Here is a 23,385-nt window from a genome sequence, read left to right on the forward strand (position 1 = left end):
ATTTGCCACCTTCCGCGCCATGCCCACGAACATGGCCATGGAGCCACCACGGACGCCTTGGGTCGCACAGCCCAAGCGCGCCGCTGTCGGTTTTCCGCATTGGCGGATATGTCACGCAAAGCGGCGCGCAAATCTTTTGTTCGATCTTGACCGGACATCAACTCCTCTTGCGTATAGGGTAAATGCGAAGCCGGGATTTCTTGTGAGGCGTTTCGTGTATTTTCCCAGTCCGCTTCGCGGCCTCGTCGCCGCCCTTGCCCTTTCCGCTCTCCTTGCCGCCTGCCAGTCGGTTTCGCCCCAATCGAAAGCGGCCACGGGCGGAGTTTCTGTTGCAACGGCGGTTGCAGCGGTAGAAGCGGTGCCGCTCCAGGCCGTGCCGCACCGCGCGGAGGCGCGTGCGGATGCGGCCATCGTCATCGATGCGTCGAGCGGCGCCGTGCTGTTCGAGGAAGCGGCGGATGCGCCGCGCTACCCGGCTTCGCTCACCAAGATGATGACGCTGTATCTCCTGTTCGAGGAGGTGCGTGCAGGCAGGTTGTCGCTTGGCAGCGAACTCGCGATCTCCACCAATGCAGCGTCGCGTCCGCCGACGAAGATCGGTCTGCCGGCTGGCTCGAAGATTGCCGTGCGCGACGCCGCGCAGGCGATTGCCGTGCGGTCAGCCAACGATCTTGCGGTGGCGATCGCCGAGCGCGTTGCCGGTTCGGAGGAGGCATTCGCCGTGCAGATGACGGCCAAGGCAAGAAGCCTCGGCATGTCGCGCACGCGTTTCGTCAATGCGTCCGGTCTGCCCGATGTGCGGCAGGTGACGACCGCGCGGGACATGGCGACGCTGGGACGCGCGCTGAAGCGCGATTTTCCGCAATATGCCTCGTTCTTCCGAGCCCGCGAATTCCGCTATGGCGGGCGCGTCTACAAGGCGACGAACAATCTGCTCGGCAAGGTCGATGGCGTCGACGGCATCAAGACCGGCTATATCCGGCTGTCGGGCTACAACCTGGTTGCCTCTGCGAGGCGCGGCGGCAAGAGCCTTATCGTCGTCGTCATGGGCGGGGAGAGCGAAGGCGCACGCGACCGGCGGGTGGCCGCGCTCTTCGAGGAATATTTCTGACGGGATAAAAATGCGGGGCCGGATGCTGTCACCCGGTCCCGCGATTGTTGTGACTGGACCGACAGGCCGCTCTCATTCCTCGATCTGAAGATCGGCGAGCACCTTCTGGCCGCCTTCCTCGTCGAAGACGACCCGCACCTTCATGCCCGGCTGCAGGTCGTCGACATAGAAGTCGACGGGGATGAGGTAGGTCTGTCCGTCGCTCAATGAAATCGTGGCGTTTTCATTGTCGATATTGACGATATGGCCCTCCGATTCACCGGCTATGGCCGAGGTCGCGATCATGGCCGACAGGGCGAGAGCTGTCATGCGCGCGATGAAATTCATGCGAAATCTCCGGGGCGATTGATCGCGCTGATCCCGCTTGTCGGCACCAGTCGTACGATCGATTCCAAATCGAGATGGCGGCCTGCGGCCACCTGCCGCGATCATTTGGGCAGGATTGGCGCTGCCGTCAATCGCCTGCATTTAGTGGCAGGCGATTTCGAAACGCGTTTGACGATGCTGGGGCGGAATTGCGGCGTGGGGAAATGGGCTTTTCCTGCGCCCGAAATCGGCGGGACGTTCCGCGCGCCACCAAACCGCGGGGATGGAAAGAGCGTATGTCCGGTATGGGAGAAGGCGCAATGGTCTCCGATAGTCCGGACTTAGAAAGCAGATTCTATGCGGATTTGCCGGTGTTTTCCGATTTCAGCGGCATTGGCGACGATGCGGCCTACCGTCCTTTGCCCGAAAGCTGGAGCCTGCTTGCATGCGATATCGTGCGTTCCAGCGATGCCATCGCCGCAGGCCGCTACAAGGACGTCAACATGGTGGGGGCGGCGGCGATCGCGGCGGTGCTGAACGTTTCCAAAGGGACTGAACTTCCCTTTGTCTTTGGCGGCGACGGGGCGATGATCGCGGTACCCGGTTCGCTGAAGGAAAAGGCCAGCGCCGCCCTTGCCGGCGTGCGGCGAATGGCCGGTTCGGTCCTGGGACTTGCCCTGCGCGCCGCCTCGTTTCCCGTCGGGGACCTTTCCGAAGCGGGCGGGGCGCTGAGGGTGCGGAAGTTCGAGCTTTCCCCCGGCAATCATCTGGCGATGTTTGCCGGCGGCGGCCTGGAAGTCGCCGATACGCTTTTGAAAGACGAAGCGAAAGCGGCCGCCTATCTCATTGGCGAAGAGGTTGAATCCGACGCCGCCCTCGACGGGCTCTCCTGCCGCTGGGAGCCGCTGCCGGCAAGGAACGGGCGGATCGTCAGCCTGATGGTGCGCCCGACGAGTGCCGGGCTCGCGGCAGGCTACGACCTGCCGGCGCTGATCGCCGGCCTCGAAGCCATCCTCGGCTCGTCGCTGGTAGAGCGGCAGACCGGGGCGGAACCTGTCCGCAAGGAGACGCTGCGCCACCGCTTTCCGCCCAGCGGCCTCATGCGGGAGGTGCGCGTCGTCGGTTTTCGCAGCGGCCAACTGAAGACCTTCGCGAAAGCTCTCTTCGAATGCGCGGCCGCCGCCTATGCCTATGCCACGGCCCGGCGCGTCGGTCCATTCGATCCCGTGCGTTATGTCGGCGAATTGCAGCAGAACACCGACTTCCGGAAATTCGACGATACCCTCCGCCTCGTCCTCGATCTGACGGTGGCTCAGGTCGACGTGCTCTCGGCCTACCTGGAAGGGGAGTATCGGCGGGGCCGTCTGGTCTATGGCCTGCATGGCGCGTCCTCGGCCCTTATGACCTGCCTCGTCTTCAGTCTGGAGCAGAGCCGCCATATCCATTTCGTCGACGGTGGAGACGGCGGCTTCTCGGAGGCGGCGCGTGAATTCAAGGAGCGGGTCGCGCTGCTCGATGCAAAGGAACGGGCAAACTGACCATCGGTGTTTCCAATTGACGGGAAATGAGACTAGAAAGCGTGCGGCACAGATGCCGCATGCATGCGGCTTAAATTCCGCATCCCGGGACGTATTCATGTCGCACAACACTTTCGGCCATCTCTTCCGCGTCACCACCTGGGGCGAAAGCCACGGGCCGATGATCGGCTGCGTCGTGGACGGCTGCCCGCCGCTGATCCCGCTGACGGAAGCCGATATCCAGTCCTATCTCGACAAGCGCAAGCCCGGGCAATCGAAGTTCACGACCCAGCGGCGCGAGGCGGACGAGGTGCGCATTGTCTCCGGCGTGATGGTCGACGAGGACGGTATCCAGAAGACGACCGGTACGCCGATCTCCCTCATCATCGAGAATACCGACCAGCGTTCGAAGGACTATTCCGAGATCAAGGAACGCTATCGGCCCGGCCATGCCGATTTCACCTATGACGCAAAGTACGGCATTCGCGACTATCGCGGCGGCGGGCGCTCCTCGGCGCGCGAGACCGCGATGCGCGTTGCGGCGGGTGCTGTCGCCCGCAAGGTGGTGCCGGGCCTGCTGGTGCGCGGCGCGCTGGTGCAGGTCGGTCCGCACAGGATCAATCGCGACAACTGGGACTGGGAGGAGGTCAACAACAACCCCTTCTTCTGCCCGGACAAGGAAGCGGCCGTCCTCTTCGCCGATTATCTGGACGGCATCCGCAAGGCCGGCTCATCGGTCGGCGCGGTCATCGAGGTCGTGGCGGAAGGGGTTCCGGTCGGGCTAGGCGCGCCGATCTACGGCAAGCTCGACCAGGAAATCGCGTCGGGCCTGATGTCGATCAATGCGGTCAAGGGTGTCGAAATTGGCAACGGCTTCGAGGCGGCGGCGCTGACGGGTGAGGAAAATGCCGACGAGATGCGCCTTAGCGGCAACGGTCATCCGGTGTTTTTGTCCAACAACGCCGGCGGCGTGCTTGGCGGCATCTCAAGCGGCGAACCCGTAGTCGCACGTTTCGCGGTGAAGCCGACCTCATCGATCCTGACGCCGAAGAAGTCGATCACGCGCGGCGGCGAGGAAGTCGACGTGATGACGAAGGGCCGCCACGACCCTTGCGTCGGTATCCGCGCGGTGCCGGTCGGCGAAGCCATGGTTGCCTGCACCATTGCTGATCATTACCTGCGTCACAGGGGGCAGGTGGGCGGCTGATTCAGGAGATTTCAGCGACACTGAAAGATTTCTGATTTTTTGTTGAGACTGAAATCGGCTGGCGTTAATATGCCGGCATGCGTCTCGACCAATGGCTTGTCCACAATCAGGAATCGCGTTCCGCCTTCGCCCGCCGCACGGGGTTGTCACCCGCTGCGATCACCGCGCTATGCAACGACCCGCGCGTCTGGGTCTCGCGGGAGACAGCGGAGAAGATCGCCGCTGCGACGGGCGGCACCGTGACGCCCAACGACCTTCTCGGACTTGCCCCATCCAAGGAAATAGCCATGTCACAGTCCCGTGTCGCCGAAGCCATCCGGGCTTTCGAACGCGGCGAGATCGTCGTCGTGACCGACGATGACGACCGCGAGAATGAGGGCGATCTGATCGTCGCCGCCTCCAAGATCACGCCGGAGCAGATGGCCTTCATCATCCGCCACACCTCCGGCATCGTCTGCACGCCGATGACGCGCGATACGGCGCGCCGCCTGCGGCTGGACCCGATGGTGGCCGACAATGATGCGCCGTTGTCGACCGCTTTCACGATCTCCGTCGACTACCGTCATGGCCTGACCACCGGTATCTCGGCGGAGGAACGGACAGCAACAGTGCATGGCCTCGCCAACCCGAACGCGGGCGCAACGGATTTCGCCCGCCCCGGCCATATCTTCCCGCTGATCGCGAAGGATGGCGGCGTTCTCATGCGGTCCGGCCATACGGAAGCGGCAGTCGACCTGTGTCGGCTTGCCGGCGTGCCCGAGGTCGGCGTCATCAGCGAACTCGTCAATGACGACGGCACGGTGAAGCGTGGCGCGGCGGTGGCGGAATTCGCCGCCGAGCACGGGCTGAAGATGGTTTCCGTCGCCGACCTGATCGCCTGGCGGCAGCGGACCGAGCGGCTTGTGGAGCGGGTGAGCGAGCAGCCGATCGATACGATCGCCGGACCGGCCTATGCCATCACCTACGCAACGCCCTACGATCCGATGCATCATGTGGCGGTGGTCTTCGGCGACATTCTCGACGGCCGCAACGTGCCGGTGCGCCTGCAGCTTGAATCGGTGCTGGACGATATTTTCGGCGAGCGCCGTCAGCTCGACGATGTGATGCGCGGTTTTGCCGAGCGCGGCCGTGGCGTGATCGTCTATCTGCGTGAGGGCTCGGTCGGCGTCGCACGCCAGGCGCGCCGGTCGCGCGCCGACATCGAGGCGGCGGAACTCGAGAAGCACGGATCCGCACAGGCCCGCGAGGAGCAGTGGCGCGAAGTCGGCCTTGGCGCGCAGATTCTCAAGGATCTCGGCGTCAATTCCATTCAGCTGCTGTCCTCGCGCCAAAGGCACTATGTCGGACTGGAAGGGTTCGGTATCGTGATCGAGGGGACAGATATCCTCGAAGGCTGATGGAAATTACTCCGCCAGCCGGGGAATTGAACCATGGCTGGAGCATCGAGGCGGCGCAGTCTGCCTGCGAGAGATGATCAGGAGGTTGCGGGCGGGCTCGCCGGCCGCACTCCGCGCCCCTTCGCCATCGGCTATCGGAAGGGAGCCGGCGAGGCGCTCGTCTATGGCGCGCTGGTCGCTGGCCTGCTGTGCGTTGTAGCCGCCGTTCTCCACGGTTCCGGGCTGATATTGCTGGGCGTCCTGCCGGCCGGTTTTTGCGCCTATCGCTTCTATCCGATGGTCGAGACGAGGACGCCGCAACTCGGCGCCAATGCCGAGGGGCTGTTCGTCGAGGGTATCGGCTTCATTTACTGGCAATCGATTGCCCAAGTGGATCTTTTCCAGACCTCCGTGCGCAACATCCGCCTTGCCGCGCTTCGCGTCACGCTGAACGGTTCGCTGGAGGATTCCCTCGCGAAACGGCTTGAACGGCCGTCCGTGCGGATGCTGATGACCCGTTCCTGGAAGGTCAGGCGCTGGCCCGGCGGCGATGGCCTGGAGGTCGAACTGCACCCGCTCGACGGCGACCCGCACGAGATCCTGGAGCGGGTGCGGGATTTCCTGCCGCTGCACGCGAGATAGGTGCCTCACACCTTCTCATAGACGGCGATGCGCGAAAGAAATGCCGTGTCGAAAGAGGCAAGGCGCAAGCCGGTAGCCGCGAATATCCCGTCCAGATCGTCAGACAGATAGGACGCGAAATAGGGCTCGTGGAAGAGCTGTGGAAAGACTTCGAGCAGACCGTCGAAAGCCGGCCGTTCTCCCGTCTGCAGACTATCGATGAAGATCAGCCGCCCACCGGGCTTCAGGGCGCGAGAGAATTCCGCCGCGACCTGTCGCCTGACCTCGGGCGGCAATTCGTGAAAGAGATAGACGGTCGAGAGGATGTCGAGGCTTTCGTCGCCGAAAGGCAAGGCTTCGGCCGGAGCGGAGATGAAGGTCGCACGCCGTTCTTCCGAGGGGCGAAGCCGGCTTCGAGCTTCGTTCATGTAGGCTTCCGACAGATCGACGCCGACGCCCTTGAGGCGCGGAAAGGCCGCGAGTGCCGGCGCCAGAAGGCCGCCGGTGCCGCACGCAATGTCCGCATAGGCCACCTTTCGCTGGTCGCGTTGGCGCAGGATCTCGGCGAGAGGCAGGAGGCCCTGGCGGCGCATGGCTGCCGTCGCGCCGGTGAACAGCACCTCGACCTGAAAATCGTAGAGGCGGGCGCTTTCATCTGACAGCCAGCCGTCGGTCTGGAAATGGAAGTTCTGGCGGTAGTAGCGCGGCAGGCTGTCCTTTTCCGCTTTCGTCTCCCGATAGACTTCCTGATGGGAGCCTTCTGCGCGCCGTCTGGCGACCTTCGGCGCGTCTTCGAAGAAGTGGCGGCTCAAGCTCAGGAAGTTGCCGGGCGAACCGAATTCGCCCCGGGGCAGCGGGTAAATGCCAGCCTCCACATTGGCGAGATCGCGACGAAAGAGAGCTGCGATCCCGGCCAGCAGTTCGGACTGGGAAGGAACGGGCTTCGATGGAGGAACGAAGGGACGCGGGTTTTCCGGCAGCTTCGCTTTCAGGCGCCGGTTGAGCCGTTTCAGCGCCTCGCCATGCGCGGCGAACCAGGCGACCCGCGCGCCCTGGCGGGCGATGAAACGGGCGCGGGTGGCAAGCGTCGCAACCGGCGATGGCGCCATGTGGGTTCCTCCTTACCGCGTCATTATGGCAACCACCTCGATATGGGGCGAGAAGCGGAACTGGTCCACAGGCACGATCTTTTCCAGTTTGTAGCCGCCGTCGAGCAGGATCCGCAGGTCACGGGCAAGCGTTGCCGGGTTGCAGGAAACGGCGACGACGCGCTCCACCTTCGAGCGGGCGATTTCGCGGGCCTGGGCTTCCGCTCCCGCGCGCGGAGGATCGAAGACGACGGCCTGGTAGCCGCGGCCGAAATCGTCGAGCTCGGAGGCGACATACGGATTGCGGAACAGGTCGCGCCGCTCATGGGTGATGGACTTGCGTCCTTGCGCCCTGCGCAAACCGCCATCGAGCGCGGCCAGCGCCGCCTTGTCGGTCTCGACCGCATGCACGTTGGCCTGCCGCGCCAGCGGGAAGGTGAAGGTGCCGATACCGGCAAAGAGATCGGCAACCTTGGTCGCCGTGCCTATACCTTCGCAGACCAGACTGGAGAGTTCCTGTTCCGCGGCGGCCGTCGCCTGAATGAAGCCGGCGGGCGGCGGGGTGACCGGCACGCCGTCGATCGACAGATGCGGCGGGCGCGCCTCGACCAGAACTTCGCCATTGACCGAAAGCCTCGCGAAACCCGCCTCCATTGCCGACGAGACGAGTTCGGGGACGAGCTTCACCGGCATCGCCTCCTTCCGCTCGAAGGCAAGGTCGAGGCCGTTTTGCGTGGCGGTGACGGTGACGCGCAACTCGCCGCGTCTCGGCAGAAGCGGCGCGGCCAGTTTGCGAAGCACGGGCAGGGCGTCGGTGATTTCCTGAACCAGCACAGGGCATTCGGCAAGATCGACCAGCCGGTGGCTCTGCCTTTCGTGAAAGCCCAGCAATGTCTTGTGACCGGCGCGCAAGGCGGTGAGCACCGCGCGCCTGCGACCGGCGCCGGCCGCATCGATCGTGTCGCCGACCTCCGCCTCGATGCCCCGGTCCCGCAAGGCGGCAATAACCTGCTCGCGCTTCCAGGCCAGATAGGCCTCGCCCGCCATGTGCTGGAGCGCACAGCCGCCGCAGGTGCCGAAATGCCGGCAGACCGGATCGATACGGACAGGCGAGGGGGCTGTGATTTCTATCGGCGCGGCATGGGAGCCTTTCGGCTCAGCAACGACAGTCTCGCCGGGCAGTGTGAAGGGGATGAACAGCGGGCCCTTCGCAGTCCTGGCGACGCCGTCGCCCTTGTGTGCGAGAGAGTCTATCTCGTATGTGGATTTGGTCGACATGATTGAGGCGGTACAGGCGTGGCGCTCAAAGGGCAAGTGGCTTGATCGGTTCAACCTGCCTTGAGGGCGCCGAGAAGCCATTCCCGATTGCCGTCACCGCCGGCAATGGGCGACGGTTCAAGGCCAAGGACGGACCAGCCCGGGTAGGCGCCGAGCCAGCCGGAAATGCGCAGGGATGTCTCCTCCGCGATATCCGGTGCGACGATGCCGCCCTTGCCGAGGGCGTTGCGGCCAGCCTCGAACTGAGGCTTGACGAGGAAGAGCCCCAGCGCGCCGGGCGCCGCCAGATCGAGGGCGGGCGGCAGGGCAATTGTCAGCGAAATGAAGCTGACGTCACAAACGACGGCCTGCGGATGGTCGCCATCCAGATCGGCAAGCGTCAGGGCGCGGGCATTCAGCCCATCCCTGCGGCGGACGCGGGGATCGGAGGCAACCTTCGCATGGAGCTGGTCGTGGCCGACATCGATCGCGTGAACCCTGGCCGCGCCACGCTCCAGCAACACCTGCGTGAAGCCGCCGGTCGAGGCGCCCACATCCAGCGCGATCAGGTCCCTGACATCGAACGAAAAGCGATCGAGCCCCGCGACGAGCTTCAACGCGGCGCGCGAGACATAGGCGGCGGCAGGATCGTCGACGGTGATCAAGACGTCCGACGCGACAAGCTGGCCGGGCTTGGCAACGGGATTGCCGTCGATGGCGACGGCGCCACGCAGGATCGCATCGCGTGCCCGCGCCCTGCTTTCGGCGAGGCCGCGCGCCACAAGCAACTGGTCGATGCGTTCACGATTGGACATGAATGGCCGGCCTGTTCGCGGCTGTTCAGAAGCAGCCGGCGATCCCCGCAAGCAGGCGCTCGATGAAGACACGCTCGCCGTAGTGCCACCACAGCAAGCCCGTGCCGGCAAGCGCGAGCGCAGCCAGGGCGGCGAAAGGCGCTATCAGCTTGCTGGTCTCATGGTTCGCTTGCATGCCGGTGAGGCCTTCCTCGGGGCGGACTTCTTCTGCCCTATATAGGGCGGCGTGGTCGAAATTTGCTAGATTTTTATCGCAACGAGAAGCGCGCCGGCAGCGATCAGCGCGACGCCGAGCCAGTTTACCGGGCTCAGGCGCTCTCCGAGAAACAGCGTTCCGAAAACAGCGACAAGCACGACGCTCAGCTTGTCGATCGGTGCGACGCGCGAAGCGTCGCCCAATTTCAGGGCGCGGAAATAGCACACCCATGACGCTCCGGTCGCCAAGCCGGACAATACCAGGAACGTGGCGGACCTGGAGGATACGGCTGTCAGGTCGCGCCAGCCGTCCGTGAAGGAGAGGATCCCTGCCAATGCGGCAATCACAACGAGGGTGCGCAGGAAGGTCGCCAGATCGGAGCTGACCGTCTCCACGCCGATCTTGGCGAAGATGGCCGTCAAGGCAGCGAAGGTTGCGGCGAGCAGCGCCCAGAACTGCCAGGATGCGATGACAAGCTTCATGCCGGTGGCTCCCGCTCACATGCCTTCCGTGAGCATATTCCTGTCGATCAGGCGATTCCACCTGATCGACAAGGTTTGGCAGCCGGCTTTCGTCAGGCCCCCGCCTTGCCGATCAGCCGCCGCAGCTTGGCCATGGCATTTTCATGCGCTTCGCCATAGGCGATGGTGCCGACGAACCGGTTATCCGCGTCCATCAGGAAGACGCCCGCCGAATGGTCCATCGTGTAGCCGCCGTCAGGCCGCGTCACCTTGCGAGAATACACCCGGTAGGTCATGAGCATGTCGGCGATTTTTTCCGGCGAGCCGGAAAGCGGATGGATGCGCTTGTCGAAGGCGGAGACATAGTCGCGCAGCACTTCCGGCGTATCCCGCTCCGGATCGACGGTGACGAAGGCGAAGTTCATCTTGTCCGCGTCGCTGCCGAGTTCATCGATCCAGCCCTGAACTTCGGCCAGCGTCGTCGGACACACATCGGGACAGAAGGTGAAACCGAAGAAATAGGCCGACGGCTTGCCCTTGAAATCGGCGTCGGTCACTGTTTGACCGCTCGCGCCATCAACGAGCTCGAAGGGGCCGCCGATGCCGGCGACAGGCGAGATGAGTTCGTCCTTGTCGATCGAGCGGAAGTGGCCGAGCGAAATTGTAATGATTGCAAAGACGAGAACGGCGACCGCCGCCCATGCGCCGTAGCGGATGATTTTCAGTCCGGACATGGCAATTCCTACTTTGTCTTGTCCTGTGCGGATTCGGCACCGGCAGCGGCTATAGCCGGCGGTGTCTTGCGGATATCGAACTCGACTGTGATCTTGCCGGCCTTTTCGAAGGTCAGTTCGACGGGCATTTTCGTGCCGTCGTCGAGCGGCTCCTTGAGCCCGATGAACATCAGGTGGAAGCCGGCACGCGCCATGTCGAGCGTTTCGCCGCTGGAAAGTGGAATTCCTTCCTGTTGCGGCAGCATGATCGCCTGGCCATTTTCCAAAACGACGCGGTGAAGCACGGATTGGCCCGCCACTGGAGCGGCCACCGCCATGAGGCGGTCGTCATCGCCCGCGTTGGCTATGGTCAGGAAGCCGAGCGTCGCCACAGGCCAGGGAGGCGTTGCCCGCGCCCAGGCTCCCGAGATGCTCAGATCGCCGAGCGAGGCCTCGCCCGCCAGCGCCGTACAGAAGGGGAGGCAGGCCGCGAAAGCCAGAGCTGCAAAGCGGATGATCCTCATTCCCGTCCTTCCTGTCTGCACCACGCCTTTGTTGCCGGGACTATGGAGCGCGACTACCCTGCCGTCGAGGCCAAGGCCGGTCGGGCTCCATCACAATCAAGCGTGTTCGCGAGGCTCCTGGCTCAGTGCGCCCCGTGCTCCTGCGATGGCTCCTTGGCACCGATCTTCTCGACGTTGAAGGGTACCTCGACGGAGCCGGCTTTCTCGAATGTGAGGGTTACCGTCAGCGTATCGCCCTGTTTCAGTGGTCCGGTCAGGTCCATGAACATGACGTGATAGGCGCCGGGCTTCAGTTCCACCGTCTGTCCGGCCGGGATCGGAATGCCGCCCTCCATGTGGCGCATGGTCATGACATTGTCGACGACGCTCATTTCATGCAGCTCCGCATGGCCGGAGAAGGGGGCCGCCACCGCGATCAGCCGGTCGTCTTCACTGCCGTTGTTCGCGATGGTGAGGAAGCCGCCACCGATCTGGGCATTGGGCGGTGTGGCGCGTGTCCAGCCGGGCGAAAGCGTGAGGCTGCCGAGCGTGATGTCGTGAGCCAGGGCAGAAAGGGGTGTGAGCGCAACTATTGCTGCGAGCGCGAGCTTGCTGATGAGAGACATTGGATTGCAGTCCTGAACTTGCTTTGTATGGCGCGCGGGCGAGTCTTGATCCCACCCGGTTGTTAATATGGATGATGCAAAATCAGGCGCGCGGCGGCGCGCGGATGGCGTGGCCGTTGCCGGTGTCGCCATGCCAAGGCAGGCGAACCGCCAGTGGGTGTTCCGCATGCCCGCAACGGGGTTCGAAATCTTGCGCAGCGAGTGTGGGCGCCAAAGCGGTCGCGCAGCAATGACCGGCAATACAGGCTGGGCCGCAGGGGCAGTTGCCGGGATCCTGGTCGCCCGGTGCGTTATTCGACTGCGGGGCCTCGCCTGTTGAAAGGCATAGACCGGCGGCGGCGGCGGGATCGAATCCTGCAAGGGCTACGGACGCCTGAAGATAGAGGCCGAAGGCAAAGGCAAGCGCGGCAAGAAGCGCCACCGGGGCCCTTTCCCGCCGAAAGGCTTGCAATATCGTCATGCCCTGTCCCATCGCGCCGGACTATGACGGTTGGTCGAAGCCACGTCCAGTGCCACCATGCCGCATGCCGACCGGCATCAGCTGACCGCCCGTTCCTCGTAGGCCGGGAACTCTTCGGGCGGAATGACATCCGGGTTGTCGGTGTCGAGCGGATCGGGCGTGATGACGGCGCCGACAGGAGCCGAGGCCGCGTATTCGAACTCGGTTCGGGTCCCTTCGGGTGGCGCGGAGCGGATGAAAAGCCTCGAAAGGACGAAGCCCGCCAGCAGGGACTGTACGCCGACGATCCAGATATACAGCCCGCCGGGTCCCATGGCCTCCATCAGCAGGGAGGCCGTGAACGGGCCAATGATCGAACCTATGCCGTTGGCAAGCAGAAGACCGGAGGAGGTTTCCACATAGGCGTCCGGTTCGCAGTGGTCGTAGGCATGCGAAACGGCAATTGCATAGGCTGGCTGCGTCATCGCACCGACAAGAAAGGCAAACGCGATAGCGGGGAGCGGGGATGTCGGCTCCAGTAGATAGACGATGAGACCGCTCAAGGCTGCCCCGGTTCCAAGTCCGACCAGAATGTAGCGCCGATCCATGCGGTCGGAGAGGCGTCCGAACGGCCATTGCGCCAGCGCTCCGCCAAAAATCACGGCGGCGGCGTAATAGGCGGCATTGCTGGTTTCGAGGCCGATCAGGGAGCCGTAAAGCGGTGCAAGCGTCCAGATCGCGCCATTCGCCATGCCGATTAACAGAACGCCGACAACCGCTGCCGGCGATGTCCGGTATAGAGCGATCGGCCTCAGTCGAACGAGCGTGATCGGAGCCGGCTGGTTGGCACGGGTGAGTGAAACGGGAATGACGGCAACGCTGACGACGACCGAGGCGATCGCATAAGGGACGAAGGTCGAGATATCGAAGCCCGTCACCGTGACCTGCCCGATGGTCATGGAGAGGTAGAGCACAACGATATAGATCGACATGACCGTACCGCGGTTCTCGTTCGTCGCGCGTTCGTTCAACCAGCTTTCGACGATCAGGTAGAAGCCGGCAAGGCAGAAGCCGGAAACGAAGCGGATCACGGACCACGACACCGGATCGATCAGGATCGGATGGAAGATCGCCGCTCCGGACATGAGGGAAACGATTGCGGCGAATGCCCGGATGTGGCCCGCTCGCATGATCGCATAGGGCGCCAGCAGGCAGCCTGCGACGAAGCCGACATAGTAGGCCGAAGAAAGGACGCCGATCGCCACGTCGCCGAAAGTCGCCTGGTTTGCAGCGAGCGGCAGCAGCGTCGCCTGCAGCCCGTGGCCGAACAGCACGAAGGCGATCGAAAGAAGCAAGGCTGCGATTGAGCCAAGGGTTTGCGCCATGATTTCCGATCTGCTTCTCGAGCGAATATGTGCTTGCGCGGATGTCCGCGGCGAAGGAAGCTCAGGTTACCGTATTAGAAAATAACGGAAATGACACGTCGGCCCGGCGTCCTATCCGACGCCGGATTGAGGAAACGCGCCTTTACGCCACGATCCGTCAGGCACGGCGAACGGGGATGGCGTCCTGTCCGAGCGCTTCGAAAACCTTAGCCAAAATTGAAGCCGCATCAAGGCCGGCCGCCGCATACATCGCCTCGGGCTTGCCATGGTCGATATAGATATCGGGCAGGACGAGGGGCCGAATCTTGAGGCCGGTGTCGAAGAGGCCGAGAGTGGCCAGTGCCTGCATGACATGGCTGGCGAAGCCGCCGACCGACCCTTCCTCGATCGTGATGAGGACTTCGTGCTCGCGGGCAAGCCGGCTGATCAGGTCAACGTCGAGCGGCTTGGCGAAGCGGGCGTCGGCAACCGTCGTCGAAAGGCCGGCGGCCTCCAGATCGTCCGCTGCCTTCAGGCACTCGCCAAGGCGGCCGCCGAAGGAGAGCAGGGCGACTTTCGTTCCCTCCCTCAGGATACGGCCCTTGCCGATTTCCAGAATTTCGCCGCGTTCCGGCAGATCGACCCCAAGTCCTTCGCCGCGCGGATAGCGGAATGAGATCGGGCCTTCATCGAAGGCGGCGGCCGTTGCCACCATATGGCGAAGCTCTGCTTCGTCGCCGGCCGCCATCACCACGAAATCGGGCAGGCAGGCAAGATAGGTCGTATCGAAGGAACCGGCATGGGTCGGGCCGTCGGCACCCACAAGTCCGGCGCGATCGATCGGGAAACGGACCGGCAGGCCCTGGATCGCCACGTCGTGCACGACCTGATCGTAGGCACGCTGCAGGAAGGTGGAGTAGATCGCGCAAAACGGCTTGTAGCCTTCCGACGCCAAGCCTGCGGCGAAAGTGACCGCGTGCTGCTCGGCAATGCCGACATCGAATGTCCGCTTCGGGAAAACTTCCTCGAAAAGGTTCAGGCCCGTTCCGTCCGGCATGGCGGCGGTAATGGCCAGGATCTTTTCGTCGTCGCGCGCCTCGGCGATCAGGCTTTCCGCGAAGACGCGCGTATAGCTCGGCGCATTGGCCTTCGGCTTTGCCTGCTTGCCGGTGATCACGTCGAAGCGGGATACGCCGTGATATTTGTCGGACGACGTCTCCGCCGGCGGATAGCCCTTGCCCTTCTGGGTCACGGCATGGATCAGCACCGGACCTTGATGAGTATCGCGGACGTTCTTCAGGACGGGCAGGAGATGGTCGAGGTTGTGACCGTCGATCGGCCCGACGTAGTAGAAGCCGAGTTCCTCGAACATGGTGCCGCCGGTCAGGAAGCCGCGTGCGTATTCTTCCGCCCGAGCCGCCTTTTCCTTCAGCGGCTTGGGAAGCGATTGCACCAGGTGCTTCGCCGCGTCGCGCAGCGAGGTATAGGTGCGTCCCGACACCAGACGGGCAAGATAGGCCGACATCGCGCCGACGGGCGGAGCGATCGACATGTCGTTGTCGTTGAGGATGACGATCAGGCGCGAATGCTGCGCGCCCGCATTGTTCATCGCTTCATAGGCCATGCCCGCCGACATGGCTCCGTCGCCGATCACCGCGATGATGTTGTTGGCACGACCGTCGAGGTCGCGCGCGACGGCCATGCCGAGGCCGGCCGAAATCGATGTGGAGGAATGGGCCGCGCCGAAGGGGTCGTATTCGCTCTCCGTGCGCTTGGTGAATCCAGACAGGCCGCCATCCTGTCGCAGCGTGCGGATCCGGTCGCGCCGGCCGGTGAGGATCTTGTGCGGGTAAGCCTGGTGGCCAACGTCCCAGATCAGCCGGTCTTCCGGCGTGTTGAAAACATAGTGGAGTGCAACCGTCAATTCGACGACGCCCAGCCCCGCGCCCAGATGGCCGCCGGTGGTCGATACCGCGTCAATCGTCTCCCGGCGCAGTTCTTCGGCGACCTGCTTGAGATCCGACTCCGCAAGCATCCGCAGATCCGCCGGATAGACGATGGTGTCGAGCAGAGGGGTCTTGGGTTGATCGGGCACTTTTGTTCGGTCGCTATACTTGGATTGTCGGGCGTCTGGTTATTCCAGTGGATGGTTTTGGCTTACACCAATGAAATATGGGGCGCAATTGACGATCCGGAAGCGCGTGCCTCACGCATGCCTGTTCCAGCGTCGTGCCGCAACGTCATCACATGCTTGGAACGGAAATGTTACCTCTATGGTGAATTTTTTCCGCCTCTGGCTTCAGAAAGGTGATGCAAATCAGCGTGAAAAGCACTAAACAAGGGTTGTGGTCGATGGGGCCACGTGCACAGTGATCGACTTAGGGCCGCAGCAATGCGGCCCTTTTTTTGTCGCAGGCTGGAGCTTTGCCGTCTAGAGGCATTTGCCCCTGTAAAAATTGACAATCTCAGGCAAACTTATGATTTTTGACGTCCCGACGCGTCATATTTTACGGGACTGATGCAGGCAAAAGACCTCGTTCGATACGAATATTCGACCATGGGCGTGCAGTGTCAGCATCGGTACAGCCTATGGTGATGCAATCGGAAGTGGTATTTCTAACGTTGCGTCAACGCAGGACCGCAAGCGGCATGGATCGCGCCTGAGTCTTTCTGGGCGGGCTCAGTCGACGTCGAGAGGTGCAGTCCCTGCGGCGTCGCCATTCTGCGAAAGCTGGATCTTTTCGACCTTGGCCTCCGCAGCCTTCAGCAGCTTGTCGCAATGGCGCCGCAGGGCGTCGCCTTTTTCGTAGAGGCCGATGCTTTCTTCAAGGGGCACGTCGCCACGCTCCAGGCGCCCGACGATGCCTTCGAGTTCCTTGAGGGCTTCCTCGAAAGAAAGGTTTGAAACTTCGGCGGCCGCCGCATCCTTGGCCATGGGAACTGTCCTTTCAGGGAACTCTCGATCCGTTCGTGCGCGCGGCAGGATCGAAGAAAGCGCACCCCCGGTCAAGCGAAGGGAGCCCGCCGGAGGACATGCCTGTGGACGGTCATGCGGTCATAAGCGTCATGACGTGAGCTGCGACGGAACGTGCCAGGCCCTCGAGATCGTAACCGCCTTCCAGCACCGAGACGACCCGTCCGTCAGCATGCTTGTCGGCAATTTCCATCAGTTTCAGTGTAGCCCAGGCGAAGTCGGCCTCGACAAGGTTCAGCCCGCCGAGGGGATCGCGGGCGTGGGCGTCGAACCCCGCCGAGATCACCACGAGATCCGGCGCGAAAGTCGCAAGGCGCGGCAGGATGGTGACTTCCATCGCTTCGCGGAATTCTGCACCGCCGTCGCCGGCCATGAGCGGTGCGTTCACGATGGTGTCAGCATCACCCCGCTCGGAAGCAGAGCCGGAGCCGGGATAGAGCGGCATCTGGTGAGTGGAGCAGTACATCACCGACGGGTCGGACCAGAAGATATCCTGCGTGCCATTGCCGTGATGGACGTCGAAATCGACGATGGCGACACGCTCGGCGCCGAATTTCGACTGCGCGTAGCGTGCGGCGATGGCCGCATTGTTGAAGAGACAGAAACCCATTGCACGGTCCCGTTCGGCGTGATGGCCGGGAGGGCGTGAAGCGCTGAAGGCGTTCTTGACCTTGCGCTCCATCACTTCGTCGACCGCCCGGCATGCGCCGCCCACCCCGCGCATGGCGGCCTCCCAACTACCCGGGGAAACCGTCGTATCCGCATCGAGGCGCGCCAGACCTTCCTCCGGCACCGCATTGTGGATCATGTCGACATAGGCTGACGGGTGGCATCGCGCGATGTCGACGACCGTTCCCATCGGTGCCACTTCGCGTTCGAGCGCCTGAAACTTCTCATGCTCCAGGATCCGGTCGATCGCCCGGATGCGATCGGGACGTTCAGGGTGGCCCACAGGCGTCAGGTGGTCGAGAAACGACGTGTGGTGCAGGAGAAGCGTTGCCAAGATACAGATCCTCGGGTCGAACCAGTCGCGGTGCGGATGCCGGCCCGCAATATGCGGCGGTCGTCATCGCTGACGCAAACGGGGATGCACATGTGACCGAGGGGGTCTGGCCAAGTCAATGCGCTGGGTCAAACCTGCGGGGGACGTTGCGTGCCCGGTCGTCAGCGCCAACACCGTTGGGAGGTGCGAGACACCTGCGATCCTGATCGAGATGAAACGGAAGAAAGCGGGGCCCGGACAAGGAAAACCGGAGCGGGCTGGAGGGGCCTGCTCCGGGGGAAAGTTGCGAGCGCTAATGGCTCGTGGGGAGGTCCGCTGCATCACCAAGGTTACAAGTATTAACCTAGTTGATTCGAAGCGATTTGCGAAGCACCGAACATGTAGAAGCCAAGTTGAAGAGGCGCGTATTCACCGGTTTTTCACATTATTGGAAACTTAAACTAATTTTCCTCTCGGAAGGCCACTTCCAGAAGTGCTTGAAAAAATGAAGAAAATAAAAGCCTCCACTCGAAGGCTCCTGGGCCTGCAGGTCGTTGGTGCATAAAAGACACAGTACCGGGCAAAGAAAATCCGGAGGCCTTCAGAAGCACGTGTAGTGGGTGTGATTGAGGCTTACGTAGCGTTTTCTTGGGGTCTGGGAGCCGCCGCGCGTCGAAGCCGATCGTTGATCGCTTCGCCAAGTCCGGTTCGCGGGATCGGCGTCGCCGCAATTGCCTTCGCGCCAGTCGCATCCAGGCGTCTCAGGGCTGAAAAGAGCCTGGCGGCGGCTTCCGTCAGGTCTGCGCTCTCGCTGAGGTTCTCCACTGCCATCGCCTGCTCGCTGCCGGGCGGCAATGGCAGGCCAAAGGCGAGCAATGCCTCGCCCGGCCGAACCGATTTGGCGTCGAGCCGCATTCGGGCGGCCGGCGCGTAGTGCGATGTGAGCATCCCGGGTGCAGTCGGGGCGGTATCGTTCGGCGCCGCGGCCTGAAACGTTTCGCCGAGAACGGCTTCGATCTCGTTGGTAGGCACGCCGCCGGGCCTCAGCAGTCGCGGCCTCGGGCCGACGCATTCCACGATGGTCGATTCCACGCCAACCGGCGTTGCACCCGCATCTATAACGACGGCAAGGCTGTCGCGAAGGTCCTCGATCACCGCATCTGCGGTGGTTGCGCTGATGCGGCCGGACCGATTGGCGCTGGGCGCGGCAATCGGACAGCCGCTATCCGCCGCCAGGGCGCGCATCGCGGCGGCGGCTGGCACGCGCAATGCCACGGTTTGAAGGCCCGCGGTCGCCAGATCGGCTATCGGGCTGTCTGGCCGCTTCTCCACAACAATCGTCAGCGGGCCGGGCCAGAAGGCGGCGGCGAGCTTGCGCGCCCGCTCGTCGAAGACACCGTGACGCTCGGCGTCTTCGAGCGAGGCGACATGAGCGATCAACGGATTGAAGCTCGGCCGCCCCTTCGCGGCATAGATCGAGGCGCAGGCGAGTGCGTTCGTCGCGTCAGCGGCGAGCCCGTAGACGGTCTCCGTCGGCACGGCGACAAGCAGGCCGTTCCGGATCGCGGTGACGGCGGCCCGAAAATCCTCGGAATTCCGCCAGGATTCGTTGCCCGGGTCTATGGTGAAACGCCGCATCCGCCTGCCTGCATGGTTTGCGGCCGGCAATGCCGCGCCGTCCAACAGCCTATTCCAAAGAAGGACCCGATGGCGCCAGACTTGAGGTTGACGTTTACGTCAACTGCGATAATGTCCGCCGGGTCGGCTTCGTCCACGGCGTTGTGCGAATTGCCCGCGCATTCGTCAAGCCGTTCCGCCATAGTGGTTTGCGGTCGAGCGAACCTCCGGCGGATCGAAGACCGATGCCGGCGGGCGTCAAAGCCCGCTGCAATATACACTCGGGAGGCTCTGTCATCATGTTTCGCGCACCGGTCGGCGATATCCTGTTCACTCTCAAGTCCGTGGCAGGACTCACCGACGTCATGGCCTTTCCCGCGCATGGCGAGCTTTCGGACGATCTGGTCGATGCGATCATCGAGGAAGCGGGCCGCTTTGCCGCCGAGGAGATCGCACCGCTGAACGAGATCGGCGACCGGCAGGGAGCGGTGCTGAATGACGGCGCGGTCACCACGCCGCCGGGCTGGAAGGAGGCCTATCTGCGCTGGCGGGAAGGCGGCTGGAACTCCGTCATCAGCGAGCCGGAATTCGGCGGCCAGGGCCTGCCGACCATGCTGCATGTGGCCGCAATGGAGTTGTGGAACTCCGGTTCCATGGCCTTCGCCATCGGTCCGACGCTGACCATCGGCGCGATCGAGGCGCTGGAGAAGCATGCCAGCCCGCAATTGCAGGAAACGTATCTGCCGAAGCTCGTCTCGGGCGAGTGGATGGGGACGATGAACCTGACCGAGCCGCAGGCGGGTTCGGATCTCAACGCATTGAAGGCGCGCGCCGAGCGGGCGGGCGACGGGACGTACCGCATCTTCGGCCAGAAGATTTTCATCACCTATGGCGAGCACGATTTCACCGACAATATCGTGCATCTGGTGCTGGCCCGCCTTCCCGATGCGCCGGCCGGTACGCGCGGAATATCGCTTTTCCTGGTACCTAAGTTCCTCGTCAACGAAGACGGCTCGCTGGGTGCGCGTAACGATGCCCGCTGCACCGGCGTCGAACACAAGCTCGGCATTCACGGTTCGCCGACCTGCACGATGTCCTATGGCGACGAGGGGGGGGCTGTCGGCTGGCTGATCGGCGAGGAAAACCGTGGTCTTGCCTGCATGTTCACGATGATGAACAACGCCCGCCTTGCGGTGGGCATCCAGGGAGTGGGCGTGGCCGAGCGCGCGATGCAGCATGCCGCCAATTATGCTCTGGAGCGCCGGCAGGGCCGCGCGGCGGGCGATGCGGGCGAGGGCATGAGCCCGATCGCCCACCATCCCGACGTCAAGCGGACCCTTTTGACCATGCGGGCGCTGACGCAGGCCGCGCGCGCCATCTGCTATTCCAATGCCCATGCGATCGACATGGCCGGCCTTGTCGACGACGAGGGCTCCCGCCGCTACTGGAGCGAACGTGCCGGCCTGCTCACGCCGATCGCCAAGGCCTTCTCCACCGATATCGGTGTGGAGGTCGCCTCCATGGGCGTCCAGGTGCATGGCGGCATGGGCTATATCGAGGAAACCGGGGCTGCCCGCCTGCTTCGCGACGCGCGGATCGCCCCGATCTACGAAGGCACGAACGGTATCCAGGCGATCGATCTGGTCACGCGCAAGCTGCCGCTTTCGGGTGGTGAGCACATCCGGGGCTTCCTTGCCGAACTGGGTGAGATCGCCACGTCGGCGCGCGGTGCCAACAGGGCCGAATTCGCCCGCATGGCCGAAAGGCTGGAAAATTCGATTGCCGATCTGCGGGAGGCGGTCGAATGGCTGCTCGCGGCCTTGGGCGAGGGACGCATGAGCGAGGCGCTTGCCGGCGCCACGCCGTTCCTTCGGCTCGCGGGCCTGACGCTGGGCGGGGCTCTGCTGATCAAGGGAGCGCTGCGTTCGTCGGGCGACAGCCCGGCAGAGCGGTTGCGCCTTCTGGCTGCGCGCCATTTTGCGGACAGCCACTTGCCGCTCACCGGCGGTCTGGCCGCCGACGTCATGGGCGGAGCCGACGCCGTGACGGATTTCGATGTGTCGCTGATCGCGTCCTGACCGCAATCGCTACCGGAGTAAGAAGATGATCCGCGTTGAACGGCGGGGCAGGGTGGGGCTTTTGACCCTCGACCGTCCGCAAAAGAAGAATGCGCTGACCGGCGAGATGTATGCCGGCCTTGCCGAAGCGCTCGAAGCCGGCAACGGCGATGAAACGCTCGGCTGCCATGTAATCGCAGGCCAGCCGGGCGCCTTTACCGCCGGCAACGACATCGCGGATTTCCTGCAATCGGCGATGGGCGGCGATATGTCGGGCGCGCCCGTGATCCGCTTCCTGCGGGCACTGGTCGGCTGCGAGAAGCCGATCGTCGCGGCTGTCGACGGGCTTGCGATCGGTGTCGGTACAACATTGCTCTTCCATTGCGACATGGTGTTCGCGACGGAAGCCTCGCTCTTCAAGACGCCGTTCCTGGATCTCGGCCTCGTGCCAGAGGCCGGGGCAAGCCTGCTCGGGCCGCAGCGGATGGGCCATGCGCGCGCCTTCGAGCTTCTGTGTCTTGGCGAAGGCTTCAGCGCCGAGCGCGCCCGCGAGGCCGGCATCGTCAATCATATCGTGGCGGCGGAAGACCTGCTGCCGCGCGCTATTGAAACGGCGGAGGCGATTGCCGCGAAACCGGCGGAAGCCATGCGGATTTCGCGCTCGCTCCTGATGGGGGATCGAACCGCCCTGCGCGAGCGTATGGAGGAGGAGATCCGCCTGTTCGCGGAACGCCTGACTTCGCGCGAGGCAATGGCGGCCTTCACCGCCTTCATGCAGAAATCGAAAGCCTGAGGACACAGGCGGGAGGACATCATGTCACTGAAAGGCAAGACGCTTTTCATCACGGGCGCATCTCGTGGCATCGGCAAGGCAATCGCGCTGAGGGCGGCTGCCGACGGCGCCAATATCGCCGTTGCCGCCAAGACGGCGGAACCGCATCCCAAGCTCGAGGGCACCATCTATACGGCTGCCGAAGAGATCGAGGCAGCCGGCGGAAAGGCGCTGCCAATTGTCGTCGACGTACGCGACGAAGACAGCGTGAAGGATGCGATCGACAGAACTGCGGAGACCTTCGGCGGCATCGACATCCTGGTCAACAATGCCAGCGCCATTCAGCTGACGCCGCTCGCCCAGACCGACATGAAGCGCTTCGACCTGATGCATCAGATCAATACGCGCGGCACGCTGATGTGCTCGAAATACGCCATTCCGCATCTGGAGAAGGCCGAAAACCCGCATATCCTCATGCTGTCGCCACCGCTCGACATGCAGGAAAAGTGGTTCGCGCCCTTTACGCCCTATGCAATCGCGAAATTCGGCATGAGCCTCGTGGTGCTGGGGCTCGCCGGCGAATTGCGGTCGAAAGGTATTGCCGTCAATGCGCTGTGGCCACGCACGACGATTGCGACGGCGGCGGTGAAGAACATCATCGGCGGCGACGCGATGATCCGCTCCAGCCGTACGCCGGAAATTCTCGCCGATGCGGCCTACCAGATTTTCGCCACGCCCTCGCGCGACCTCACCGGCCAGTTCCTGATCGACGATACCTTCCTTTTCGAGCGCGGCGAACGGGACTTTGACAAGTACCGGGTCGATCCGACGAAGGCACTGACCCCGGATTTCTTCGTGCCTGATGACAGCGTTGCACCGGTCGGCCTCGGGCCTGTCAAGACGAACTGATCAATAACAAACTTCAAGGTTCTGTTTCAGAATGACAATTACTCCGATCTATGCGGGGCTTCTGGGTCTCGTGTTCCTTGTCTTGAGCATTCGTGTCATCCGGGTGCGGCGGGGCGAAAGGGTCAGCCTCGGCGACGGCGGCAGCAAGATCCTGCTGCGCAGGCAGCGGGCGCACGGCAATTTCGCGGAATACACCCCGCTTGTCCTGATCCTGATGGCATTGGCCGAGATCCAGAGCGCGCCCTTCCTGCTGCTGCACCTGACGGGGCTTTGCCTGCTGTGCGGGCGGCTGTCGCATGCCTATGCGCTTGGCGGCGAGAGCCGGCCGTTCCAGTTCCGTGTTGCCGGCATGTATTTGACGTTCGCCGCTCTGCTATGCGGTTCCGTCGCCAATCTGCTCCTGCCTTTCAGCTGATTTTCGCTGCAGGGAACTTGAGATAGCGCTGACTGACCCATATAGTTGTCACATACAAC

Annotated in this window: 23 protein-coding genes; 9 read left to right on the forward strand and 14 right to left on the reverse strand. The window is 63.4% G+C overall.

All coding sequences use genetic code 11. From position 1 onward, the window contains the following. The first annotated feature begins 214 nt into the window (after positions 1–214). Positions 215–1,111 (forward strand): D-alanyl-D-alanine carboxypeptidase family protein, encoded by an 897-nt coding sequence (locus tag H2509_RS04200; protein ID WP_328804975.1) that lies wholly within the window; start codon positions 215–217, stop codon positions 1,109–1,111. 72 nt (positions 1,112–1,183) lie between these two features. On the opposite strand, the gene H2509_RS04205 is transcribed toward H2509_RS04200, so the two are convergent. Further along, positions 1,184–1,438 (reverse strand): DUF1344 domain-containing protein, encoded by a 255-nt coding sequence (locus tag H2509_RS04205; RefSeq protein WP_182162622.1) that lies wholly within the window; start codon positions 1,436–1,438, stop codon positions 1,184–1,186. A 299-nt stretch (positions 1,439–1,737) separates the two neighbouring features. On the opposite strand from H2509_RS04205, the gene H2509_RS04210 reads away from it, so the two are divergent. The 4 genes from H2509_RS04210 (at position 1,738) to H2509_RS04225 (ending at position 6,159) form a co-directional block, all read left to right on the forward strand. After that, complete coding sequence (locus tag H2509_RS04210) at positions 1,738–2,955, forward strand: DUF3095 domain-containing protein (protein WP_182162624.1); 1,218 nt, start codon at positions 1,738–1,740, stop codon at positions 2,953–2,955. 97 nt (positions 2,956–3,052) lie between these two features. Beyond that, complete coding sequence (gene aroC, locus H2509_RS04215) at positions 3,053–4,141, forward strand: chorismate synthase (protein ID WP_182162626.1); 1,089 nt, start codon at positions 3,053–3,055, stop codon at positions 4,139–4,141. Between the two features lie 77 nt (positions 4,142–4,218). Beyond that, the gene (gene ribB, locus H2509_RS04220) at positions 4,219–5,538 is read left to right on the forward strand and encodes a 3,4-dihydroxy-2-butanone-4-phosphate synthase (RefSeq protein WP_182162628.1); all 1,320 of its coding nucleotides are present in this window, start codon (positions 4,219–4,221) and stop codon (positions 5,536–5,538) included. A 33-nt stretch (positions 5,539–5,571) separates the two neighbouring features. Next, positions 5,572–6,159 (forward strand): hypothetical protein, encoded by a 588-nt coding sequence (locus tag H2509_RS04225; RefSeq protein WP_182162630.1) that lies wholly within the window; start codon positions 5,572–5,574, stop codon positions 6,157–6,159. A 5-nt stretch (positions 6,160–6,164) separates the two neighbouring features. On the opposite strand, the gene H2509_RS04230 is transcribed toward H2509_RS04225, so the two are convergent. From H2509_RS04230 to H2509_RS04290, 13 genes are all read right to left on the reverse strand, one after another. Continuing rightward, complete coding sequence (locus H2509_RS04230; protein WP_182162632.1) at positions 6,165–7,247, reverse strand: class I SAM-dependent methyltransferase; 1,083 nt, start codon at positions 7,245–7,247, stop codon at positions 6,165–6,167. Between the two features lie 12 nt (positions 7,248–7,259). Continuing rightward, on the reverse strand, positions 7,260–8,504 hold the full coding sequence (locus H2509_RS04235; RefSeq protein WP_182162634.1) for a class I SAM-dependent RNA methyltransferase: 1,245 nt from the start codon (positions 8,502–8,504) through the stop codon (positions 7,260–7,262). A 50-nt stretch (positions 8,505–8,554) separates the two neighbouring features. Further along, entirely contained in the window at positions 8,555–9,298 is a 744-nt protein-coding gene (locus tag H2509_RS04240; protein ID WP_182162636.1) for a TlyA family RNA methyltransferase, read from the reverse strand. A 25-nt stretch (positions 9,299–9,323) separates the two neighbouring features. Further along, positions 9,324–9,473, reverse strand: a complete 150-nt coding sequence (locus tag H2509_RS04245) for a hypothetical protein (protein ID WP_182162638.1) — start codon at positions 9,471–9,473, stop codon at positions 9,324–9,326. Between the two features lie 65 nt (positions 9,474–9,538). After that, the gene (locus tag H2509_RS04250) at positions 9,539–9,976 is read right to left on the reverse strand and encodes an EamA family transporter (protein ID WP_182162640.1); all 438 of its coding nucleotides are present in this window, start codon (positions 9,974–9,976) and stop codon (positions 9,539–9,541) included. A 92-nt stretch (positions 9,977–10,068) separates the two neighbouring features. Then, on the reverse strand, positions 10,069–10,689 hold the full coding sequence (locus H2509_RS04255; protein ID WP_182162642.1) for an SCO family protein: 621 nt from the start codon (positions 10,687–10,689) through the stop codon (positions 10,069–10,071). Positions 10,690–10,697: 8 nt separating this feature from the next. Beyond that, a complete protein-coding gene (locus H2509_RS04260; RefSeq protein WP_182162644.1) occupies positions 10,698–11,192 on the reverse strand; it encodes a copper chaperone PCu(A)C in 495 nt (164 codons plus the stop codon). Positions 11,193–11,314: 122 nt separating this feature from the next. After that, positions 11,315–11,797 carry a copper chaperone PCu(A)C gene (locus H2509_RS04265; RefSeq protein WP_182162646.1) on the reverse strand — a complete coding sequence of 161 codons (483 nt, stop codon included), beginning with the start codon at positions 11,795–11,797 and terminating at the stop codon, positions 11,315–11,317. Between the two features lie 537 nt (positions 11,798–12,334). Beyond that, positions 12,335–13,621 (reverse strand): MFS transporter, encoded by a 1,287-nt coding sequence (locus H2509_RS04270; protein ID WP_182162648.1) that lies wholly within the window; start codon positions 13,619–13,621, stop codon positions 12,335–12,337. Positions 13,622–13,778: 157 nt separating this feature from the next. Further along, on the reverse strand, positions 13,779–15,695 hold the full coding sequence (gene dxs, locus H2509_RS04275) for a 1-deoxy-D-xylulose-5-phosphate synthase (protein ID WP_182162650.1): 1,917 nt from the start codon (positions 15,693–15,695) through the stop codon (positions 13,779–13,781). A gap of 585 nt (positions 15,696–16,280) precedes the next feature. Then, positions 16,281–16,535 carry an exodeoxyribonuclease VII small subunit gene (locus H2509_RS04280; protein ID WP_182162652.1) on the reverse strand — a complete coding sequence of 85 codons (255 nt, stop codon included), beginning with the start codon at positions 16,533–16,535 and terminating at the stop codon, positions 16,281–16,283. 112 nt (positions 16,536–16,647) lie between these two features. Continuing rightward, entirely contained in the window at positions 16,648–17,577 is a 930-nt protein-coding gene (locus H2509_RS04285; RefSeq protein WP_182162654.1) for a histone deacetylase family protein, read from the reverse strand. Between the two features lie 612 nt (positions 17,578–18,189). Further along, positions 18,190–19,194 (reverse strand): L-threonylcarbamoyladenylate synthase, encoded by a 1,005-nt coding sequence (locus H2509_RS04290; RefSeq protein WP_182162656.1) that lies wholly within the window; start codon positions 19,192–19,194, stop codon positions 18,190–18,192. Between the two features lie 278 nt (positions 19,195–19,472). Here H2509_RS04290 and H2509_RS04295 point away from each other — a divergent pair, with 278 nt between their 5' ends. The 4 genes from H2509_RS04295 to H2509_RS04310 are packed head-to-tail and all read left to right on the forward strand — an operon-like array spanning position 19,473 to position 23,326. After that, entirely contained in the window at positions 19,473–21,251 is a 1,779-nt protein-coding gene (locus H2509_RS04295; protein ID WP_182162658.1) for an acyl-CoA dehydrogenase, read from the forward strand. A gap of 25 nt (positions 21,252–21,276) precedes the next feature. Then, positions 21,277–22,023, forward strand: a complete 747-nt coding sequence (locus tag H2509_RS04300; RefSeq protein WP_182162660.1) for a crotonase/enoyl-CoA hydratase family protein — start codon at positions 21,277–21,279, stop codon at positions 22,021–22,023. Between the two features lie 21 nt (positions 22,024–22,044). Continuing rightward, positions 22,045–22,911 (forward strand): SDR family oxidoreductase, encoded by an 867-nt coding sequence (locus H2509_RS04305; protein ID WP_182162662.1) that lies wholly within the window; start codon positions 22,045–22,047, stop codon positions 22,909–22,911. A 31-nt stretch (positions 22,912–22,942) separates the two neighbouring features. Next, entirely contained in the window at positions 22,943–23,326 is a 384-nt protein-coding gene (locus tag H2509_RS04310; protein ID WP_182162664.1) for an MAPEG family protein, read from the forward strand. The last annotated feature ends 59 nt before the right edge of the window (positions 23,327–23,385 follow it).

The sequence above is a fragment of the Stappia albiluteola genome (genome assembly GCF_014050225.1).
In the GTDB taxonomy this organism is placed as follows: Bacteria; Pseudomonadota; Alphaproteobacteria; order Rhizobiales; family Stappiaceae; genus Hongsoonwoonella; species Hongsoonwoonella albiluteola.

What these genes read in the sequence shown, in the direction of transcription:
- H2509_RS04205 (WP_182162622.1), bottom strand. Translation starts at nt 1,438, where the DNA reads ATGAATTTCATCGCGCGCATGACAGCTCTCGCCCTGTCGGCCATGATC.
- H2509_RS04210 (WP_182162624.1), top strand. Translation starts at nt 1,738, where the DNA reads ATGGTCTCCGATAGTCCGGACTTAGAAAGCAGATTCTATGCGGATTTG.
- aroC (WP_182162626.1), top strand. Translation starts at nt 3,053, where the DNA reads ATGTCGCACAACACTTTCGGCCATCTCTTCCGCGTCACCACCTGGGGC.
- ribB (WP_182162628.1), top strand. Translation starts at nt 4,219, where the DNA reads ATGCGTCTCGACCAATGGCTTGTCCACAATCAGGAATCGCGTTCCGCC.
- H2509_RS04225 (WP_182162630.1), top strand. Translation starts at nt 5,572, where the DNA reads ATGGCTGGAGCATCGAGGCGGCGCAGTCTGCCTGCGAGAGATGATCAG.
- H2509_RS04230 (WP_182162632.1), bottom strand. Translation starts at nt 7,247, where the DNA reads ATGGCGCCATCGCCGGTTGCGACGCTTGCCACCCGCGCCCGTTTCATC.
- H2509_RS04235 (WP_182162634.1), bottom strand. Translation starts at nt 8,504, where the DNA reads ATGTCGACCAAATCCACATACGAGATAGACTCTCTCGCACACAAGGGC.
- H2509_RS04240 (WP_182162636.1), bottom strand. Translation starts at nt 9,298, where the DNA reads ATGTCCAATCGTGAACGCATCGACCAGTTGCTTGTGGCGCGCGGCCTC.
- H2509_RS04245 (WP_182162638.1), bottom strand. Translation starts at nt 9,473, where the DNA reads ATGCAAGCGAACCATGAGACCAGCAAGCTGATAGCGCCTTTCGCCGCC.
- H2509_RS04250 (WP_182162640.1), bottom strand. Translation starts at nt 9,976, where the DNA reads ATGAAGCTTGTCATCGCATCCTGGCAGTTCTGGGCGCTGCTCGCCGCA.
- H2509_RS04255 (WP_182162642.1), bottom strand. Translation starts at nt 10,689, where the DNA reads ATGTCCGGACTGAAAATCATCCGCTACGGCGCATGGGCGGCGGTCGCC.
- H2509_RS04260 (WP_182162644.1), bottom strand. Translation starts at nt 11,192, where the DNA reads ATGAGGATCATCCGCTTTGCAGCTCTGGCTTTCGCGGCCTGCCTCCCC.
- H2509_RS04265 (WP_182162646.1), bottom strand. Translation starts at nt 11,797, where the DNA reads ATGTCTCTCATCAGCAAGCTCGCGCTCGCAGCAATAGTTGCGCTCACA.
- H2509_RS04270 (WP_182162648.1), bottom strand. Translation starts at nt 13,621, where the DNA reads ATGGCGCAAACCCTTGGCTCAATCGCAGCCTTGCTTCTTTCGATCGCC.
- H2509_RS04280 (WP_182162652.1), bottom strand. Translation starts at nt 16,535, where the DNA reads ATGGCCAAGGATGCGGCGGCCGCCGAAGTTTCAAACCTTTCTTTCGAG.
- H2509_RS04290 (WP_182162656.1), bottom strand. Translation starts at nt 19,194, where the DNA reads ATGCGGCGTTTCACCATAGACCCGGGCAACGAATCCTGGCGGAATTCC.
- H2509_RS04295 (WP_182162658.1), top strand. Translation starts at nt 19,473, where the DNA reads ATGTTTCGCGCACCGGTCGGCGATATCCTGTTCACTCTCAAGTCCGTG.
- H2509_RS04300 (WP_182162660.1), top strand. Translation starts at nt 21,277, where the DNA reads ATGATCCGCGTTGAACGGCGGGGCAGGGTGGGGCTTTTGACCCTCGAC.
- H2509_RS04305 (WP_182162662.1), top strand. Translation starts at nt 22,045, where the DNA reads ATGTCACTGAAAGGCAAGACGCTTTTCATCACGGGCGCATCTCGTGGC.
- H2509_RS04310 (WP_182162664.1), top strand. Translation starts at nt 22,943, where the DNA reads ATGACAATTACTCCGATCTATGCGGGGCTTCTGGGTCTCGTGTTCCTT.